Origin of the sequence: Uliginosibacterium gangwonense DSM 18521 (assembly GCF_000373965.1) — a bacterium.
GTDB lineage: Bacteria > Pseudomonadota > Gammaproteobacteria > Burkholderiales > Rhodocyclaceae > Uliginosibacterium > Uliginosibacterium gangwonense.
In genome coordinates this window covers 202783-221682 of sequence record NZ_KB892864.1, presented here as the reverse complement: position 1 = coordinate 221682, position 18900 = coordinate 202783, and the positions used below count along the sequence as shown (strand labels likewise).

The 18900-nt window shown below is 58.7% G+C and carries 18 protein-coding genes; 15 read left to right on the top strand and 3 right to left on the bottom strand.

Annotated features, from left to right (window positions below; all coding sequences use genetic code 11):
- Positions 1-6 precede the first annotated feature (6 nt).
- From murD to B145_RS0118445, 11 genes are all read left to right on the top strand, one after another.
- Entirely contained in the window at positions 7-1401 is a 1395-nt protein-coding gene (murD, locus tag B145_RS0118495) for a UDP-N-acetylmuramoyl-L-alanine--D-glutamate ligase (protein WP_018609343.1), read from the top strand.
- Positions 1402-1412: 11 nt separating this feature from the next.
- The gene (ftsW, locus tag B145_RS0118490; protein ID WP_018609340.1) at positions 1413-2666 is read left to right on the top strand and encodes a putative lipid II flippase FtsW; all 1254 of its coding nucleotides are present in this window, start codon (positions 1413-1415) and stop codon (positions 2664-2666) included.
- Positions 2666-3730, top strand: a complete 1065-nt coding sequence (gene murG / locus B145_RS0118485; protein ID WP_018609338.1) for an undecaprenyldiphospho-muramoylpentapeptide beta-N-acetylglucosaminyltransferase — start codon at positions 2666-2668, stop codon at positions 3728-3730. The genes ftsW and murG overlap by 1 nt, the downstream gene beginning before the upstream one ends.
- Before the next feature lie 221 nt (positions 3731-3951).
- Positions 3952-5346, top strand: coding sequence for a UDP-N-acetylmuramate--L-alanine ligase (gene murC, locus B145_RS0118480; RefSeq protein ID WP_018609336.1), 1395 nt, complete (start codon positions 3952-3954; stop codon positions 5344-5346).
- Positions 5339-6289 (top strand): D-alanine--D-alanine ligase, encoded by a 951-nt coding sequence (locus B145_RS0118475; RefSeq protein ID WP_018609335.1) that lies wholly within the window; start codon positions 5339-5341, stop codon positions 6287-6289. Before murC ends, B145_RS0118475 begins: the two co-directional genes overlap by 8 nt.
- Entirely contained in the window at positions 6282-7112 is an 831-nt protein-coding gene (locus tag B145_RS0118470; RefSeq protein WP_018609333.1) for a cell division protein FtsQ/DivIB, read from the top strand. Before B145_RS0118475 ends, B145_RS0118470 begins: the two co-directional genes overlap by 8 nt.
- On the top strand, positions 7109-8338 hold the full coding sequence (gene ftsA, locus B145_RS0118465; protein WP_018609330.1) for a cell division protein FtsA: 1230 nt from the start codon (positions 7109-7111) through the stop codon (positions 8336-8338). Before B145_RS0118470 ends, ftsA begins: the two co-directional genes overlap by 4 nt.
- A 199-nt stretch (positions 8339-8537) precedes the next feature.
- Positions 8538-9674, top strand: a complete 1137-nt coding sequence (gene ftsZ, locus B145_RS0118460; RefSeq protein WP_026259278.1) for a cell division protein FtsZ — start codon at positions 8538-8540, stop codon at positions 9672-9674.
- Between the two features lie 227 nt (positions 9675-9901).
- Positions 9902-10591 (top strand): 2-C-methyl-D-erythritol 4-phosphate cytidylyltransferase, encoded by a 690-nt coding sequence (gene ispD, locus B145_RS0118455; RefSeq protein ID WP_018609327.1) that lies wholly within the window; start codon positions 9902-9904, stop codon positions 10589-10591.
- Position 10592: 1 nt separating this feature from the next.
- Entirely contained in the window at positions 10593-11081 is a 489-nt protein-coding gene (gene ispF, locus B145_RS0118450; RefSeq protein WP_018609326.1) for a 2-C-methyl-D-erythritol 2,4-cyclodiphosphate synthase, read from the top strand.
- A gap of 117 nt (positions 11082-11198) precedes the next feature.
- Positions 11199-11726, top strand: a complete 528-nt coding sequence (locus tag B145_RS0118445; protein WP_018609325.1) for a metal-dependent hydrolase — start codon at positions 11199-11201, stop codon at positions 11724-11726.
- Here B145_RS0118445 and B145_RS0118440 read toward each other — a convergent pair.
- On the bottom strand, positions 11713-12066 hold the full coding sequence (locus tag B145_RS0118440) for a GlpM family protein (protein ID WP_157288499.1): 354 nt from the start codon (positions 12064-12066) through the stop codon (positions 11713-11715). The genes B145_RS0118445 and B145_RS0118440 overlap by 14 nt on opposite strands.
- Before the next feature lie 315 nt (positions 12067-12381).
- Between B145_RS0118440 and B145_RS0118435 the strand changes: the two genes are divergently transcribed.
- Together B145_RS0118435 and B145_RS0118430 are read left to right on the top strand one after the other, a co-directional pair.
- Positions 12382-13347: a hypothetical protein gene (locus B145_RS0118435; protein ID WP_018609323.1), complete on the top strand. Its 966-nt coding sequence runs from the start codon at positions 12382-12384 to the stop codon at positions 13345-13347.
- Positions 13348-13375: 28 nt separating this feature from the next.
- Complete coding sequence (locus B145_RS0118430; RefSeq protein ID WP_018609322.1) at positions 13376-13855, top strand: hypothetical protein; 480 nt, start codon at positions 13376-13378, stop codon at positions 13853-13855.
- Here B145_RS0118430 and B145_RS0118425 read toward each other — a convergent pair.
- On the bottom strand, positions 13816-14721 hold the full coding sequence (locus B145_RS0118425) for a DUF1176 domain-containing protein (RefSeq protein WP_018609321.1): 906 nt from the start codon (positions 14719-14721) through the stop codon (positions 13816-13818). The two genes, B145_RS0118430 and B145_RS0118425, sit on opposite strands and share 40 nt — an antisense overlap.
- A complete protein-coding gene (locus tag B145_RS0118420) occupies positions 14690-15589 on the bottom strand; it encodes an acyltransferase (protein ID WP_018609320.1) in 900 nt (299 codons plus the stop codon). The genes B145_RS0118425 and B145_RS0118420 overlap by 32 nt, the downstream gene beginning before the upstream one ends.
- Before the next feature lie 160 nt (positions 15590-15749).
- Between B145_RS0118420 and B145_RS0118415 the strand changes: the two genes are divergently transcribed.
- Together B145_RS0118415 and trpC are read left to right on the top strand one after the other, a co-directional pair.
- Positions 15750-17951: a RelA/SpoT family protein gene (locus B145_RS0118415; RefSeq protein ID WP_018609319.1), complete on the top strand. Its 2202-nt coding sequence runs from the start codon at positions 15750-15752 to the stop codon at positions 17949-17951.
- 98 nt (positions 17952-18049) lie between these two features.
- Positions 18050-18880 carry an indole-3-glycerol phosphate synthase TrpC gene (gene trpC / locus B145_RS0118410; RefSeq protein WP_018609318.1) on the top strand — a complete coding sequence of 277 codons (831 nt, stop codon included), beginning with the start codon at positions 18050-18052 and terminating at the stop codon, positions 18878-18880.
- Positions 18881-18900 lie beyond the last annotated feature (20 nt).

Here is an 18900-nt window from a genome sequence, read left to right as displayed (position 1 = left end):
TCAAAAATGCTGTACGCCGATCAACAATTTCTGGTTCTGGGCCTCGGTGAATCGGGGCTTGCCATGGTGCGCTGGCTCACCCGCCAGGGCGCACGCGTGCGCGTGGCCGATACGCGTGCCACGCCGCCAGGGCTGGATCAATTGCGGCAGGATTGCCCGAATGCCGAAGTCATCTGCGGGCCATTTGCTGATGCCTTGCTTGAAGGCGTGGCAACCGTGGCCCTCAGCCCAGGTGTGTCGATCAACGAATCAGTTGTGGCGCAAGCCCGCCAGCGTGGCCTGCGGGTGACTGGCGAGATCGAATTGTTTGTTGATGCACTCAATGCGCTGGATTTGCGCAGTCGATGCAAGCTGATTGCAATCACCGGCACCAACGGCAAGACCACCACCACCACGCTGGCAGGTGAGTTGGTTCGTGGCGCCGGACTGGATGCCGCCGTGGCAGGCAACATATCACCCGCCGCACTTACGGAATTGATGGCGCGAATCGATAGCGGCCATATGCCAGATGTATGGGTGCTGGAACTCTCCAGTTTCCAGTTGGAAACAACCGCCGCGCTGCGTGCCGACGCGGCGGCGGTGCTGAACCTGACTGACGATCACCTGGATCGGCATGGCGATATGGCTTGCTATGGCAAGGCCAAGGAGGCGGTTTTCAACGGTGCGCCGGTACGCGTCCTCAATCGGGATGATCTGGCTGTCATGGAGATGGCGAAATCCGCCAAACCCGGCGTGCAGGTCTTGTCTTTCGGCCTGAATCTGCCCGAAGCCGGGCACTACGGTGTGCGCAACATCGCGGGCGAGAGCTGGCTGGTGTGTGGCAGCAAATCGCTGATGGCACGCAAGGGATTGCGGCTGGCAGGAGACCACAACGTAGCCAATACCCTGGCTGCATTGGCACTGTGCGAAGCGGTTGGTGTGCCGATGGCTGCCATGCTGGAAACGCTCAAGCATTTCAAGGGGCTTCCCCACCGGGTGGAATGGGTTGGCACGCGTGAAGAAGGTGTCGATTATTATGACGACTCCAAGGGTACCAACGTCGGTGCCACCCTGGCGGCACTGCAAGGTTTGGGGCGCCCGGTTGTGCTGATTGCCGGGGGCGACGGCAAGGGGCAGGATTTCTCCCCCCTGCGTGACGCATTGGCCAAGCATGCTCGTGCGGTGGTGCTGATTGGCCGCGATGCTGGCTTGATCGAAGCCCAGACGACCAATGCACAGACTGTGTTTGTTCATGCTAAAGACATGGATGAGGCAGTTACCCGCGCCAATGAGCTGGCCCAGGCGGGGGATGCCGTATTGCTGTCACCCGCATGTGCCAGTTGGGACATGTTCCGCAATTATGCGCACCGTGCCGAGGTGTTTGTGGCGGCTGTGCGGCGTATTGCTGGGGTGAAATCATGAGGGCTTCTGCCATGGCTTCCTGGTTGCCTGGATTCCGTTTTGGTGGCAATGCCCGCTTGAATGGGACGCCGCAAGTGTCTGAACTGGATGGCCTGCTGTTCTGGTCAGCCGCCAGCCTGATTCTGTTCGGCCTGGTGATGGTGTATTCGTCTTCCATTGCAGTGGCAGAGGGCAGCCGCATGTTTGCCCACCAGCCTTACTATTTTCTGGTACGGCATACCATTTTTGTATTGATTGCATTGGCGGCAGGGGCTTTTGCCTTTCGCGTACCGATCCGTACCTGGCAAAGCCTGTCGCCCTACCTGTTCATGGCGGTGCTCGTATTGCTGATTGTTGTATTGGTTCCGCATATCGGCCGTGAGGTCAACGGTTCCCGGCGCTGGATTCCCCTCGGTTTCGGCAATCTGCAACCCTCCGAATTGGCCAAGCTGTTTGTGGGGCTTTACGCAGCGGACTACACCATCCGCAAGCTTGCCGTGATGAAGAGCTTTCGCCATGCGTTCCTGCCGATGGCTTCGATGATTCTGTTTGTCGGCTTCCTGCTGTTGCGCGAGCCAGACTTTGGCGCCTTCGTTGTGATCTGCTGCATTGCCTTTGGCATTCTCTTCCTCGGTGGGCTGAACGCACGTATTTTTGCCCTGCTGATGATCGTTGCAGTGGTTGGTTTTTTGTTGCTGATCTGGCTCTCCCCTTATCGTCGTGAGCGGCTCTTCAATTTTGTCGATCCCTGGAAGGATTCCTTGGGGAGCGGCTACCAACTCTCTCACGCCTTGATCGCATTTGGGCGGGGTGAGTGGTTTGGTGTGGGGCTGGGGGCGAGTGTGGAAAAACTCTTCTACCTGCCTGAAGCACATACCGACTTTTTGCTTGCCGTGATTGCAGAAGAGCTTGGATTTGTCGGGGTGCTGACCGTGGTTGTGCTGTTTGCCGTGATGGTGCATCGGACCTTTGCAATCGCCAAGCGCGCCCACTTCGTCGGGAATTATTACGCGGGCATGGTAGCCCAAGGCATTGGTTTGTGGTTTGGGGTGCAATCATTCATCAATATGGGTGTGAACATGGGCTTACTGCCCACCAAGGGATTGACATTGCCGCTGATGAGCTATGGTGGTTCGGGCATCGTCGCCAACTGTCTGGCCCTGGGCATCCTCCTGCGGATTGATTGGGAAAATCGCCAGATGAGGCGTGGGGCGCCTTTGGGGGGTGACGCCGGGGTTCCGCCGCGTTACAGCCAGAGCCGCCTCCCCAGACAAGGAGATCAATGATGCCGACATTGCTGGTGATGGCAGGGGGCACAGGCGGACACATCTATCCTGGCGTAGCCGTGGCGGAAGCTTTGCGCGCACGGGGCTGGAAGGTGGCCTGGATGGGTAATGCAACGGGCATGGAAGGCCGCCTCGTTCCACCCTTGGGGTATGAGTGCGTATGGATTCGCTTCGGCGCCCTGCGTGGCAAGGGGCTGCTGCGGATGCTGGCGCTGCCCTTCAACCTTTTGCGTGGATTCTGGCAGGCGGGTTGTGCCATGCGGCGTGTCAAGCCGGATGTGGTCTTGGGCATGGGCGGCTATGTCTCATTCCCTGGTGGGGTGATGGCGGTTTTGAGCGGTCGCCCGTTGGTACTGCATGAGCAGAACTCGGTTGCCGGGTTGGCGAACCGTGTGCTGGCCAAGCTCGCACGCCGCATCGTGACCGGCTTCCCAGGCGTGTTTCCCAAAGGGGAATGGTTGGGTAACCCGGTGCGGCAGGAGATTGCGGCCATTGCATCGCCAGAAGAGCGCTACGCTGCCCGAGGGGATCAGCCCTTGAATATCCTGGTGGTGGGCGGCTCTCTGGGCGCGCAAGCCCTGAATAGCGTGGTGCCCCAGGCTTTGGCCCTGCTGCCGCAGGAAAAGCGCCCACGAGTCGTGCATCAGGCCGGGGCCAAGCAGATTGATGCCTTGCGTCAGGCCTATGCGGACGCGGGGGTAGAAGGGACTTTGCTGGATTTCATCGAAGACATGGCGGGCCGCTATGCAGAGGCGGATCTGGTGATCTGCCGCGCTGGCGCGCTGACGGTGGCAGAGCTTGCAGCAGCGGGGGTGCCCAGTATTCTGGTGCCTTTCCCGCATGCGGTGGATGATCACCAGACAGGCAATGCGAAATTTTTGGTCGACGGTGGGGCTGCGGAGTTGATCCCGCAACCTGAGCTATCTCCTGCCGGGTTGGCGGAGCGCTTGCGTCAGCTGGATCGTGCCAGTTTGCTTGAACGTGCCCAAAAGGCTCGGAATTTGGCTCGACCAGAGGCCGCCAAGGCTGTAGCGGATTTGTGCCAATCCTTGTGCAGCAAGTGATGGCAGATGTTTTTAGGGCGCGGGGCGCATGTTGCCGTGAGCGTGTGGCGCTCAGGCAGGAGGGCTGCGGAAGAGAGCATCCGCGCTCCTTCGTCAAGACGTGTATTGCAGCGCAGAATTTGTAACACTAAGCCATTTTATCGGGTGGCAGAGAAAGTTGAAGCAATGAACATTGTAGGGCAGGGAATGCTGAGCCCTTGTAGCCGGAGCGTAGCCCAAGCATGAAACACAAGGTCAAACGGATTCACTTCGTCGGGATCGGTGGCGCAGGCATGAGCGGCATTGCCGAAGTGCTGCGCAATCTGGGCTATGCCGTCAGCGGTTCGGATATCGCTGCAGGCGCAGTGACGCGCAGGCTGGAAGAGCAGGGCGTGAAGGTGACCATCGGGCATGCGGCCGAGAATGTGCTCGATGCCGATGCTATTGTCGTATCCACCGCAGTCAAGGGGGATAACCCCGAGGTGATGGCGGCACGCGCCCATCAGATCCCCGTGGTGCCCCGCGCACAAATGCTGGCGGAATTGATGCGCCTGAAGCAGGGGGTAGCGATTGCCGGAACCCACGGCAAAACCACCACCACCAGCCTGGTGGCCAGCATTCTCGCCGAAGGCGGGCTGGACCCGACCTTTGTGATTGGTGGGCGGCTCAATTCTGCCGGGGCGAATGCCAAGCTGGGCAGCGGGGATTTTCTGGTGGCCGAGGCGGATGAGTCCGATGCCTCCTTCCTGTTCCTGAGCCCCGTGATCTCGGTCATCACCAACATCGATGCCGATCACATGGAAACCTACGGTCATGACTTTGCCAAGTTGCGTCAGGCCTTTGTCGATTTCCTCCATCGCCTGCCGTTTTATGGCGTGGCGGTGTTGTGCGTGGATGATCCGCATGTGCGTGAGATCATCCCCTTTGTTTCCAAGCAGGTCTTGCGCTATGGCACCGATGCCTCTGCGCATTTCCGTGCCGAGAACATTCGCGCTGTGGGCAGCCAGATGCACTTTGACTGCATCCGCCACAATGGCGTTGAGCCCAAGCTCGCCGTGGAACTCAATCTGCCGGGCATGCACAACGTGCTCAATGCGCTTGCTGCTATTGCTGTGGCAACCGAGCTGGGGGTGGCCGATGCGGCAATCCTCAAGGCGCTTGCCGAATTCAATGGTGTGGGGCGACGCTTCCAGCGCTATGGCGAAATTCCTGTGGCAGGTGGCGGCAACTACACACTGATCGATGACTATGGGCATCACCCGGTGGAAATGGCTGCTACCCTGGCTGCGGTACGCGGTGCGTTTCCGGGGCGGCGCCTTGTATTGGCATTCCAGCCGCATCGCTATACGCGCACGCGGGATTGCTTTGAAGATTTTGTAAAGGTGCTGGGCACGGTAGATGCCTTGCTGCTTGCGGAAGTCTATGCTGCAGGCGAGCCGTCACTGGTGGCCGCTGATGGACGGAGTCTGGCGCGGGCCTTGCGTGTGGCGGGCAAGATTGAGCCTGTATTTGTGGAAGATATTGCGGATATGCCCCGGCAGATTGATGCCTGCGCGCAGGCGGGTGATGTGGTGATTACCATGGGCGCCGGATCGATTGGGGTAGTACCGGGCAAGGTGGTTGCAAACCATGCCTGAAACAACTGGAATTGCGCAGGAGCAGGCCAAGAATATGCAATTGGGTAAAGTTGCGGTGTTGATGGGTGGGCATTCCGCCGAGCGGGAAATCTCGCTGATTTCAGGCAAAGCGGTGTTGGAGGCCTTGCGTTCGGCAGGTGTCGACGCGCATGCATTCGACCCAGCTGAGACGCCTGTATGGCGGCTCAAGGAAGAAGGTTTTCAGCGGGCATTTATTGCCCTGCATGGCCGCTTTGGTGAAGACGGAACGGTGCAGGGGGCTTTGCAGGTGCTGGGCATTCCCTATACCGGCAGTGGTGTGATGGCCTCTGCTCTGGCCATGGACAAATGGCGTACCAAGATGGTGTGGCAGGCTGCGGGTGTGCCTACCCCAAAGTTTCGTATGCTGACGCCGGGAATGGACTTTGCCGCTGTCATCGATGAACTTGGGCTGCCGCTGATTGTGAAGCCTGCCCGTGAAGGCTCATCAATTGGCGTCAGCAAGGTGGAAAACGCCGCACAGTTTCGTACTGCCTTTGACGCGGCCTACAAGCTCGACCCCCTGGTGATTGCCGAGGAGTTTGTGGCCGGGCGTGAAGGCACGGCTGCAGTGTTGGGAGATCAGGCCCTGCCCTTGGTGTACATCGAGCCTTTGGCTGTCGCCTACGATTACCAGAACAAATATTTTACCGACAAGGTGCGCTACCACTGCCCGGCAGGTTTTGCGCCTGAAGTGACTGAAGCGATCCAGGCCGATGCGGTCAAAGCCTTCCGTGCGCTAGGGTGTCGTGGTTGGGGGCGGGCCGATTTCATCGTGCGCGAGGATGGCAGCTACACCTTCCTCGAAATGAATACGGCGCCGGGCATGACAAGCCATTCGCTCGTCCCCATGGCAGCCAATTCAATTGGCATTGATTTCCCGGCTTTGTGCCGACGCATTCTGGAGATGGCAAGCCTTGACTGATCATCAACCCGCTTTCGGCAAGACGCCCGTGGCTGCGCATGGCGCGCCAGGGGGACGTGCGCGCCCTGAGAGCGGGTTCTGGCACCGGCCGGAATGGATGAATCTGGTGGCGGATGCTCTGGTGGTGGTCGCCACAGTGGGGCTGACCTATGCTGTCGTCAAGGCGGTGACCCGGTTGCCCGTGTTCCATCTGCAAGAGTTGGTGGTGACTTCCCCACTGAATCGGGTGACGCGGGCGCAGTTGGAGTACGCCGCGACTTCTTCGATGCAGGGCAATTTTTTTACCGTGGATCTGGAAAGCGCGCGCAAGGCGTTTGAGAACCTGCCCTGGGTGCGCCATGCCCAATTGCGCAGGCGCTGGCCCGGTGTGATTGAAGTCTCGCTCGAAGAGCACGAGGCAGTGGCCTATTGGCACAGTGTGGACTCGGGCGACACGCGGTTGATCAACAATTATGGTGAGATGTTTGACGCGGCCAGCAATGCTGATATGCCCGTATTCAGCGGGCCGACCGATGCGGGCGTATTGATGATCGAGCAAAGGCATCACTTCGATGATCTGCTCAAATCCACGGGGCTGCACGTTGTAGCGCTGACGCTGTCCGGGCGGCACGCCTGGCAGATCAAGCTTGACAACGGTATGCTCATGGAATTGGGGCGGGACGACGACAAGGCGCCGCTGGACGCGCGTCTGACACGATTTATTGCAGCATGGCCGCAGTTACAGGGCCGTTTTGACAGGAAAATAGTGGTCGCAGATCTGCGCTATCCAAGCGGATTTGCGGTTCGAACCACCGATAATGATCAGCGCAAGGGTGTGCAATGAGCAAGGACAACAAGGATTTGATCGTCGGCCTCGATGTGGGCACCTCCAAGGTGACCGCCATGGTGGCCGAGTTGCGACCTGATGGCCGCATCGATGTGATCGGGGTTGCCACCCAGCCTTCAGCAGGGCTCAAAAAAGGGGTTGTGGTCAACATCGAGGCCACGGTGGACGCGATCTCGCGCGTGATCCAGGAAGTGGAACTCCTGGCCGACTGCAAGGTGCGTGACGTGTATACCGGAATTGCCGGCAGTCACATCCGCAGCTTTAATTCCAATGGCATGGTGGCGATCAAAGACAAGGAGGTCACCCCGCTGGATGTGGAGCGGGTGATCGAGGTGGCGCGTGCTATGCCGATCCCGGCAGATCAGCAGATTCTGCACATCCTGACCCAGGAATTCATCATCGACGGGCAGGATGGGGTGCGCGAACCAATTGGGATGAGTGGCGTCAAACTCGAAGTGAAGGTGCACATCATTACGGGTGCCGTTTCTGCTGCGCAGAACCTCATCAAGTGCGTGCGTCGCTGCGGGCTCGAAGTGATGGACCTTGTGTTGCAGCCCCTGGCATCCAGTTTTGCTACGTTGTCGGACGATGAAAAGGAACTGGGTGTGTGCCTGGTTGACGTCGGCGGCGGCACGACCGACTTGGCTGTATTTACCCAGGGCGCGATCCGGCACACGGCGGTGATTCCTATTGCCGGGGATCAGATTACTAATGACATTGCCATGGCGCTACGCACCCCGACCATTGAGGCCGAAGAGATCAAGCTGCACCAAGGGGTGGCCATGCAAAGCCTGGTTGACCCGGCTGAGACAATCGATGTTCCCAGCATTGGGGACCGTGCGCCGCGTCGGCTCTCGCGCGAGAGTCTGGCTGCAGTGGTGCAGCCCCGCGTGCAGGAATTGTTTGAACTGGTGCAGGCCGAATTGCGCCGCAGTGGTTACGAAGAACTGCTTTCTTCTGGGCTTGTGCTCTCTGGCGGGTCTGCGCAACTGGAAGGAATTTGCGAATTGGGCGAGGATGTTTTCCATGTGCCCGTTCGTATTGGTTTACCGGTTTATCACGGCCCATTGGCCGATGTGGTGTGTCAGCCACAATACGCCAATGTGATGGGCCTGATCATGGAGGGTGCGGCACAGCGCCGACGTGGTCTGATGGCACGCGAAACGCGTAGCGTGCGTCATACATTTGAGCGCGTGAAGGCGTGGTTGGAGAAGAACTTTTAACCGCCGGTCAATTTTTTCCGGACGAACGGGAATAGTTGTACTCCAATCATTTATTTAGTAGTAAACTCCGCAACGAATACTATATTTAGAAGCATTCTGCAACGCCTATTAGTAGTGACATGTGTCACAGCTCCTATATGTAGGGGATCTTCCGCGATAGAAGAATGTTTCTAAGGTAGCCAAGGGGAAATACATGGATCTGGTCGAGATCGTTGAGAAGGAAACTAAAGGGACCGTCATCAAGGTGGTAGGCGTCGGCGGTGCTGGTGGCAACGCGGTTGACCACATGATTCGGGAAGGTGTGCAGGGGGTTGAATTCGTCTGCGCCAATACCGATGCCCAGGCACTCAAGCGCTCCCTGGCGGCCTGCAAAATCCAGCTTGGCAGAAGCGGGTTGGGCGCAGGTGCGAAACCTGAAGCGGGCCGTGCGGCTGCGCTGGAAGAACACGACGCAATCGCCAATGCCCTGCGTGGCGCACACATGGTCTTCATCACCGCCGGTATGGGCGGTGGTACGGGCACGGGTGCAGCACCGGTGGTGGCCGAAGTCGCCAAGGAGCTTGATATCCTGACCGTGGCGGTGGTGACCAAGCCCTTTGATTTTGAAAACCGTTACCGGATTGCCGATAGCGGGATCGAAGAGCTTTCCAAGCATGTTGATTCGCTCATCGTGGTGCTCAACGACAAGCTCATGGAAGTCTATGGTGATGATGCCAGCATGGAAGAATGCTTCCACAATGCTGACGACGTGCTGCGTAAAGCTGTAGGCGGCATTGCCGAAATCATCAATGTGCCCGGTCTGGTTAACGTTGACTTCCAGGACGTGCGCACACTGATGGCTGAGATGGGCCGTGCGATGATGGGCTCTGCCGAAGCTTCTGGCCTGGATCGTGCCCGCATTGCTGCCGAGCAGGCCGCTGCCAGCCCCTTGCTGGAAGGCGTTGAACTCTCGGGTGCCCGTGGTGTGCTGATCAACATTACCGCCTCCCGCTCGCTCAAGATGTCTGAAGTGCGTGAAGCCGTGCAGACCGTGCGCGCCTTTGCCACCGAAGATGCCACCGTGTTCTACGGCACCGTGTTTGACGATGCCATGGAAGACCGCATCCGCGTTACCGTGTTGGCAACTGGCTTGGGCGCTGCGCGCACCATGGCCCGCCAACCGGTGATCCAGATGGTGAAGACCGGGACGGATAACGTTGGTGTGGAAGTCAACTACGGTGATCTGGACATGCCCGCTGTGATTCGTCGTAATACCCGTAACACGGTGGAGGCGATGAGCGCAAACGGCTTTGGCACTTATGACATTCCTGCTTTCCTGCGCAAGCAGGCAGACTAAGAGGCCGTAACCAAATGGTTCTGGCGGTGTTGCGCCGCCTTGCCGTACTAGCTGTACTGTCTGCGGCGGCGCGCCTAGCCAGAACCGTTGCGCTACGCTGCACTCCATTTTGTTGCGACCTCTACGGCATGTCCAGCCAGTCGGTTTGATGGCGCAAGCTCAATAAAGAAGGCCGGGCCTCGTTACCCGGCCTTTTTCTTTGTGCAGACTGCGAAAGTGAGCGTTTGATGAGCAAGTTCTTTGCAATTGTTCCTGCTGCAGGCAGTGGCAGCCGCATGGGCTCCCAGATGCCCAAGCAATATTTGAGTCTGGCGGGCAAACCCATGCTGTGGTATGCGCTGTCTGCGCTACTGGCGGTGCCTGCAATTGAAACGGTCACCGTGGTCTTGGCGCCAGACGATACATGCTGGCAGGATTTTGACTGGTCGGGTTTCGGGCCGCGTCTGCAGGTGTTGCGTGTTGGCGGTGCCACGCGTGCAGCCAGTGTGACCCAGGCGCTCGAAGCGCTTAAAGACAGTATTGGTGACGAGGAGTGGGTTCTGGTCCATGACGCTGCCCGGGCCTGTCTCCTGCCCGAGCAGGTTGAGGCGCTGATTGCCACGCTCAAGGATGATCCGGTAGGCGGGCTGCTTGCAGTGCCCGTTGCCGACACGCTCAAACGTGCCGATTCCGTAGGGCGTGTGGCGGATACGATTTCCCGTGAAGCAATGTGGCAGGCGCAAACCCCGCAGATGTTCCGCTATGGCCTGCTTCTGCGTGCTCTGACTGCCACAGGCGGCGTCACTGATGAAGCAGGCGCAGTGGAGGCGCTGGGCATGCCCCCCAGGCTGGTGGCGGGCGACATCACCAATTTCAAGGTTACCTATCCTCAAGATATCGCGCTGGCAGAAATGCTGTTGCGCGCACGGAGTGTATGACATGGGCGTACCGTTTCGCATCGGCCAGGGCTTGGATGTACATCGTCTGGTAGAAGGGCGCAAGCTCATTCTCGGCGGGGTTGAGATTCCTTATGACAAAGGCTTGCTTGGTCATTCTGACGCAGATGCGCTGCTGCATGCCATTACCGACGCACTTTTGGGGGCGGCAGGGCTGGGCGATATCGGCCGCTTGTTTCCGGATACGGATGAACGCTTCAAAGGGGCAGATTCCCGGGTATTGCTGCGCGAAGCCTATGCGCGTGTACGCGCTGCAGGGTGGGAAGTGGTGAATGTGGATGCCACCATCATTGCCCAGGCCCCCAAGATTGCGCCCCATGCGCCAGCGATGGTGGCTAATCTGGCCTCGGATCTGGCACTGGCGCCCGATTGCATCAACATCAAGGGTAAGACCAACGAACGCCTCGGGCACCTGGGGCGTGGCGAAGGGATTGCCACCCAGGCAGTTGTGCTGCTTGGGCGCCCCGCATAACCGTGGTGGCACGGTGGCTTCACCGTGCTTTCACACGACTTCACCTTCCGCCCCTCATCTGCTCATGGTGCAGCCTTAGCCTGTTGATATTGCATATCGATAGGCTTCGGTTCTGCCATGTTTATTGCCCATCTTCCGGCTGGCTATATCGCCAGCCATATGTTGCGTGATCGTCTGCGCGTAACGCCAAAGGACTATTCCGCTTATGTATGGGCTGCGCTCCTGGGGTCGGTTGCGCCGGACTTTGATCTTTTCTACTTTTATCTCTTCGATCATCGCTGGCACAATCATCATACCTATTTCACCCATTTTCCTGTGGTGTGGTTATCCTTGCTGCTTGGAGCCGGATTTGCCTTGTGGTATGCCAAGCGCAAGTTCACTCCTTTGCTGGCCTTCATGTTCTCGCTCAATGGCTTGATCCACATGGTGCTGGACTCTGTGTTTGGTCACATCTGGTGGCTGGCGCCCTGGTCCGATTACTCTTTCAACATGTTTTCCGTGCGCAAATTCTACGATCACTGGTGGCTCAATTACCTTTTCCACTGGGGCTTGGCGGTGGAGTTGCTGATCGTGTTGTGGGCGTTCCATTTGTGGCGCAAGAGCGTGAGCAGGCAAAATTGCTTTGCAAGCGTCACGACGCCCTGAAACCCAGGGCTGCTCTCACCCAGGGCCAAGCCTGGATCTGCACGGCGGCTACGACCAGCCATGCGCCCGAAGCCAGCCAGAGCGCTGGAACAATGCGGAAGCCACGCACACTGAAATAGAGGGCGAGCAGGAAGCAGAAATAAGGCAGGAGCGAGAACATGCCAAAGACAATTGTCTCCTGCAAGGTTTCCACAGAATGGTTCTGCCCGACGAAGTAATACGAGAACAGCGCCATGGAGGGGAAGAGCGGCAGCAGGGCAGACAGGTAATACCATTTGCTGCGCGCTGCCAACTGGATCAGCAAAACCAGAAAAAAGCCGATGCTGGATTTTGCAAGCACTGAAAGTTCCATGATGGCTGGGGCCTCTGCGCCCTGTATTGTTCAATCTGATGTTTCCCATTGCAACAGAAAGCACCGCCTTTGCCAAGGGGCTGTCATTGTGTCTGTACAAGGATGGCACGCTCCATGCGTTGATCCGCTGTGTGTGCCACTTTTGTCTTTGTGCCGATGCAGGATTTGCCGCTATCGGCACATGGCGCGGCAGTTTTTGCCGTCTGGCGGCAGGTTTGACTGTTATGTGTTGTTCGCTTCCGAAGCGGTTCATTTGATGTGTATGTCAAATGAGTTGAATTGGAAATGGAATAGGGAGTCATCATGAACGTCTCCGCTGTAGATCAATCATTGGGCCCGCTGCGTTCTCGTCCGAATGTGCAGCAGGCAAGGTCGGATTTCGACCAGCTGGTGCAGTCTTTGCAGAACGGCAATTTGGGTGCAGCCCAGCAAGCCTATGCTGATTTTCAACGCGTCCAGGCGAGCTTTGCACCCCGCCAGACTGCGGCGCCAGATGCTACGACGGCAGCTCCCGGTGTAACGGCAGCGGCCAGCACCTCATTGCGTGCCAGCCAAAGCCCTGTGGCGACCGATTGGGCTGCCTTGGGGCAGGCGTTGCAAACGGGCAGTCTGGGCCAGGCGCAAAATGCGCTGGATCGGCTGGAAGGGGACGCGCAGACAGTCTGGCAGAGCCATCTGCAACAACAGATTCAGAATGCCCAATCCGTGTATGCCTTGATGCAAGGGGCCAGCCAGGAGGCGATGGCTTTGCCGACACAGGCAGGGACTGCGAATGGGGGCTTGAGTACCAGTGTGCAGACCGATCTGGCTTCGCTGGGGCAATCGATACAGTCCGGGGATAATGGCGCTGCACAACGGTTGTTGAGCCAGCTTGAGCAGGATATCAAGTCCATGTCGTTGGCATCCGGGCCCGCTACGGGCCATCTACGGAATTTTTCTGCCACTCCTGCCGATAGCACAGGAGCGGTCGCAGCCAGCGCCACGCCTACCGCCAGCACTCCGTCTGTTGCCAATACCATCACCGCGCTGGACGGCCCGCATCCGAACAATATTGCCAAGGTGGCTAGCGCCCTGAGTGCAGCCGGTGTACAGAGCGCCCGGCCAATCGGGATTACGCCGCCTGCACCACCTACACCGCCCTCATCATCTTCACCGGTTACGACAGCATCTGCCGCAACAGCGAACTCCGGCAACGCCACCAGCGGGAGCACTGACACGCACGCGTCGCACAAGGCACATGCGCACAAACCAGATAAGCATATCGCCTGATGCTGCGCTGCGCAGAGAGGATTGAAAAATGACAATTTCATCCGTAAACCCCGCTTCCTACACCACCTTGCTCAACAAGGTTTCCAATGAGGTCAACGGGGGCAAATCGAATGGCAAGGATGGCACTGCGAAGCTTGGCGATGACCAGTTGCTGGCTTTGGCAAAATCGCTGGTGGAACAGGGCGCAACGGCTTCCTCGTCATCCGACCCGGTGTATCAGGATCTGGTGTCGCTGGGCAATGCGGCCCTGGGCAAAACCGAATCAGATAATGCACTCTACAATGCCAAGGGGCTTTTGCTGAAGGTACAAAGCTCCATGCAGCTGTATGGGCCAGAGAGTCAGGCCGATTCCAGCAGCCTTTCTGCCTTGGGTCAGAGCAATGCGCTCAATGACAGCGTGTTTTCTGCGCTCAATGCGAATGCGGGCACAGACTCATCCTCCTCGTCGCTTGCCGATCTGTACAGCAGCTATTCTGGTACGTCTGGCAAGCTTTCGATTTTGGGGTGAGTTGAAAAGGGCTGCTTGCTGCGTTGATCAATCGCGCCGAGCTTGCCTTGCGCCGGATGTGGGTAGGCTTGCCAGCCCTTGGCGTGTGGGCGTTGTCCGCGCTTGAACTGATAATTGCCCTGGTGGTCTGTATCTGCTTTGCTGATCCAGACCTTGAGCCGGGGCATGAAAGTTTTGGCATCAATCACATATTCGGCGTAGTTACCTCCTGAGCCATTACCCAGATATTTGGCATAGTGGTATAGGGAGTGCGTTCTGGCGTCGAAATCACGTAGCGTGAGCCTTGCCGTGTAATGCAGCCGCACGTGATTTCCTGAGTATTGGATTTCAGGGAACCACAATAATTTCGGCTGGGCGGGGTGGGGCCTATCCTCGTAAGTGAAAACCAGGTAGTCGGTGTTGTAGGCGCCCTGGCTGCATGCCAGCGCGATCAGAAAATGCCCTCTCCCCAAAGGGAGGAAGAGCAGCTTGTCTACGCCGATTTCACTGCTGCCAGGGGTTTGCTCATAATAGGAGCCCAGATTCTCCAGGCCCGGCAGAATATTACGCTCGCATTCATCCCGCCATGTACTGTGCCGGAGCATCTGGCCGATTGTTTCCAGATGCCGAGCGCAGGCATTTTCAAGCACGAAATCCGTGGGCTTTTCCGCCGCCAGGAAATTGCAGGCCTGCTCCAGGCGGGTGATCTGCGTGCGCGGCAGTGGGGGTGTCTGGGACGTTTGCGCCTGGGAGTTGACGGAAAACAGGACGGAAAATAGGACAGCAAGCAGGGCTGAAGACAACCCGGCCAGAACGTTCGGCCGGGCCAGCAGGCGCAGCCCTGCGCCCAAAGGGTCAGGCTTCTGGGTTCTGGGCGGGCTTGCCAAGCAGCTCACCGATACGGGAATCCTTCTCTTTCCACAAATCATTGAGCCAACGCTGGATGAGTGCCCGTGCCCGTGGGTCACCAGAGGCCGCACCTTGGATGTGTTCGGCTGGAATCTGGATGGATTTGACCTCGATTACCACCTTGCCCATTTGGCCACACATCACCTGCCAGAAAGTCGGGGTGCCACCGGGGTACACAATGGTCACATCCAACATGGCATTGAACAGGTCACCCATCGTAGCCAGCGCAATGGCGGCACCCCCGCTCTTGGGCTTAAGCAAATGCTGGTAGGGAGAATGCTGGGTGGCATGTTTGGCCGCCGTAAAGCGTGTGCCTTCCAGAAAGTTGATGACCGAAGTGGGGATATGGCGGAATTTTTCGCAGGATTTGCGTGCTGTGGCAAGGTCTGCCGCAGCCGTGGCCAGGGTTTTGCCGCCTCGGCGCATGAAGGGGAAATCCAGCGCCCACCACGCGAAGCCGATGACGGGAACATAGATCAGCTCGCGCTTGAGGAAGAATTTGAGAAAGGGGATATGCCCTTGCAGGACGCGCTGCAGGATCACGATGTCCGCCCAGCTCTGGTGGTTGCAACTCACCAGATACCAGCCACGCGGATTCAGGTCCTCAAGGCCGCTGACATGCCAATCCAGTTTTTGCACCGCAGTCATCCAGCCGTGGTTGACGCTGACCCAGGCATTGGCGAGCCAGATCAGGCAATGGTCTGTCAGCTTGCGGATTGCCGGGACTGGGATCAGCAGCTTCACCAGCGCAAACGGGATGAAGAATATGCATACCAGAAGGGTGTTCAAGCCGATGATGATCGAGGCAGCAACGCCCCGGGCGGTTGCCGGAAGCCAACGCAGCATGGAAGGAGGAATCCTGATTGATAAAGAATCCATTGTACCGATGTGTGTTGGGTTGTGGCGAAGCAGTTGCACAGGCTGCGGTAGAGACTTTGAACCTTTTTGGATTGTGGGCATTCAAATCAAGATATTTTCGTAACGCCCGGTATGGGATAATGCACGCATGGTTTCCGTACAACACTCTGTCGCCAATACAGATGGCGCCACCCCGGTTCCCGAGCTGCTTGCAGCCGGTCTTGGCCCCGATGCGCTGCCTGCCTTGCAGCAGGCAGTGGAATGGGCTCAGGCCCTTTACGCTGGGCGTCAGCTCGGCAGCGGGGAAGAGGCCTGGCAGCATGCCCTGGGTATTTCGCTGATTGCCGTCTCGCTCAAGCTTGATCTGGATGCCCGGATTGCCGCTTTGCTGTTTGCGGTGCCGGAATACGAAGAGAACGCCAGCGAACGTATTGCCGAGCGCTTCAGCCCGCTTGCGGCCAAGCTGGTGGAAGGCTTGCGGCGGCTCAATCGCCTGCATATGGTGTCTCATTCCAACGGAACGGCGGCAGACCTGCATTCGCAAAACGAAGTGCTGCGCAAGATGGTGCTGGCGCTGGCTGAAGATATCCGCGTGGTTCTGCTGCGGCTGGCTTCGCGGGTGCAGACCCTGCGCTTCTTTACGGCCAATCGTGAGAGCGTATCGCTCGATATCGCCCGCGAGAGTATGGATCTGTATGCCCCGCTGGCCAACCGGCTGGGGGTGTGGCAACTCAAGTGGGAGCTGGAAGATCTCTCTTTCCGCTTCCTTGAGCCGGATACCTACAAGCGCATCGCCAAGCAGCTTGATGAGCGCCGGGTGGAACGTGAAGCCTTTATTACCGATTCCATCGCCCGCCTCAAGCTTGATGTGGCTGCCATTGGCGTAAAGGCCGAAGTCTATGGCCGCCCCAAGCACATCTACAGCATCTGGAACAAGATGCGCAACAAACACGTCGACTTCGATCAGGTCTATGACGTGCGGGCCTTGCGCGTGCTGGTTGATGAGGTGCGCGACTGCTATGCAGTGCTGAGCCTTGTGCATGAGCTGTGGGAGCCGATTCCCAAGGAATTTGACGACTACATCCTCAAACCCAAGGGCAACAACTACCAATCCCTGCATACCGCCGTACGTGCGGCGGACGGGCGGGCGATGGAGGTGCAGATCCGCACCTACGAGATGCACCGCCACGCCGAGCTGGGTGTGGCCGCCCACTGGCGCTACAAGGAAGGTGCCAAGCAGGGCGGTGGCGCCTACGACGAAAAGATTTCGCTGCTGCGCCAACTGCTGTCCTGGCGTGATGAAGTCACCGATGCTTCCGTCTGGGAAGAACACACCCGTCAGGCTGCACTGGATGACACCGTGTATGTCGCCACGCCGCAGGGCCGGGTGATCGACCTGCCTACCGGGGCGACGGCCATCGACTTTGCCTATCGCCTGCATACCGATCTGGGCCACCGGTGCCGGGGCGCCAAGGTGGATGGGCAGATGCTGCCGCTGGATCGCCCCCTGGTCAGTGGTCAGGTAGTCGAGATCATCTCTGCCAAGCAGGGCGGCCCTTCGCGTGACTGGCTCAACCCGCAGCTGGGTTATCTGGTGACTTCCAACGCCCGCGCCAAGGTGCGACGCTGGTTTGTGCAACAGGAAGAGGATGAGACTGCCGCGCAGGGTCGCGCCATTGTGATCCGCGAGCTGCAACGCAGCGGCCTGACCCAGACCAACCAGGAAGATCTCGCCGCGCAGCTGGGCTTCAAGGACACCACTACCTTCTACCTAGCCGTGGGGCGTGGAGATGTGAGTGGCCGCCAGATCCACAACGCCTTGCAGCCGGTGGTGCCGATTCCGCCTGCGCCAGAACTGGTGATCAGCGAGCGGCGCAAGGCCGTTGATCAGGATGATCGGGTGCTGGTCGTGGGCGTGGGCCGTTTGCTCACCCAGTTGGCCCGCTGCTGCAAGCCCGTGCCGCCCGATACTATCCAGGGGTTTGTGACGCGTGGCCGAGGCGTATCGATCCACCGTGAAGATTGCAAGAGTTTCCTGAATTTGGCTCACCGCCACCCGGAGCGGATCGTGCCTGCCGAATGGGGGCATCTGGCCACCGCCAAGGATGCGCGGCCTGAGGCGTTCTCGCTCGACATCATGGTCGAAGCCATGGATCGCCCTGGCCTGCTGAGGGATATCTCCGATGTCTTCACCAAGGACAAGCTCAACGTAACGGGCGTGAATACCATCTCCAAGGCTGGGCGGGCGCATATGCGCTTTACCATCGAAGTCTCTGGCGGAACCGTGGCCCAGCGTGTGCTGCAACAGATTGGCGAGATTGATGGGGTGATCTCCGCTGTGCGGGCCTGAACCTGTCGGTTTGGGCGCAAGCGACTGCAATTTCCTGATTATCGTGGCCTGTATGGCATGATGAGGCATTAATAGACCAATTTTCGGATGCTGATTTGATGGCTGATATCCTGCAAAAAATTCTGGCGACCAAGCGCGAAGAAATCGAACTGGCGGTGCAAAGCGTGTCATGCACCGCAATTGTGGAGGCTGCGGGCAAAGCGCTACCCGTGCGCGATTTTGTTGGCGCCATCCGCAGCAAGATCGCCGCAGGTAAGGCTGGGGTGATTGCCGAGGTCAAGCGTGCCAGCCCCTCCAAGGGGGTAATCCGGGCGGATTTCCAGCCTGCTGAGATTGCTGCATCCTACGAACGCGGTGGTGCGGCCTGCCTGTCGGTACTCACCGACCGGCAGTATTTCCAGGGCTGCCCGGAATTTCTGCAAGCCGCGCGTGCAGCCTGCGCATTGCCAGTCTTGCGCAAGGATTTCATCATTGATGAATACCAGGTGTATGAAGCCCGTGCGATGGGGGCCGATTGCATCCTGCTGATCGTCGCTGCTTTCCTGCCACCGGAAGGCGTGACCGGTGCCGCAGCGGCAGAGGCCGCGCAGCGCCGCCTGCTGGAGCTGGAGACCCTGGCCCATCAGTTGGGGCTGGCGGTTCTGGTGGAGGTGCATGACGCTGCCGAACTCGATATTGCCCTGCATCTGCGCACCCCGCTGCTTGGGATCAACAACCGCAACCTGCGTACCTTCGAGGTGTCGTTGGACACGACGCTTGGCCAACTGGGGCGGATCGGAGCCGAGCGCATCGTGGTGACTGAAAGCGGCATCCGGGGGCCGGAGGATGTGGCGCTGATGCGCTCGCATGCCGTCAATGCCTTCCTGGTGGGCGAAGCCTTTATGCGTGCGGCTGATCCCGGCGCAGAACTGGCCCGGCTCTTTGCCTGACGTCTCTGCTGGCAGGCTCA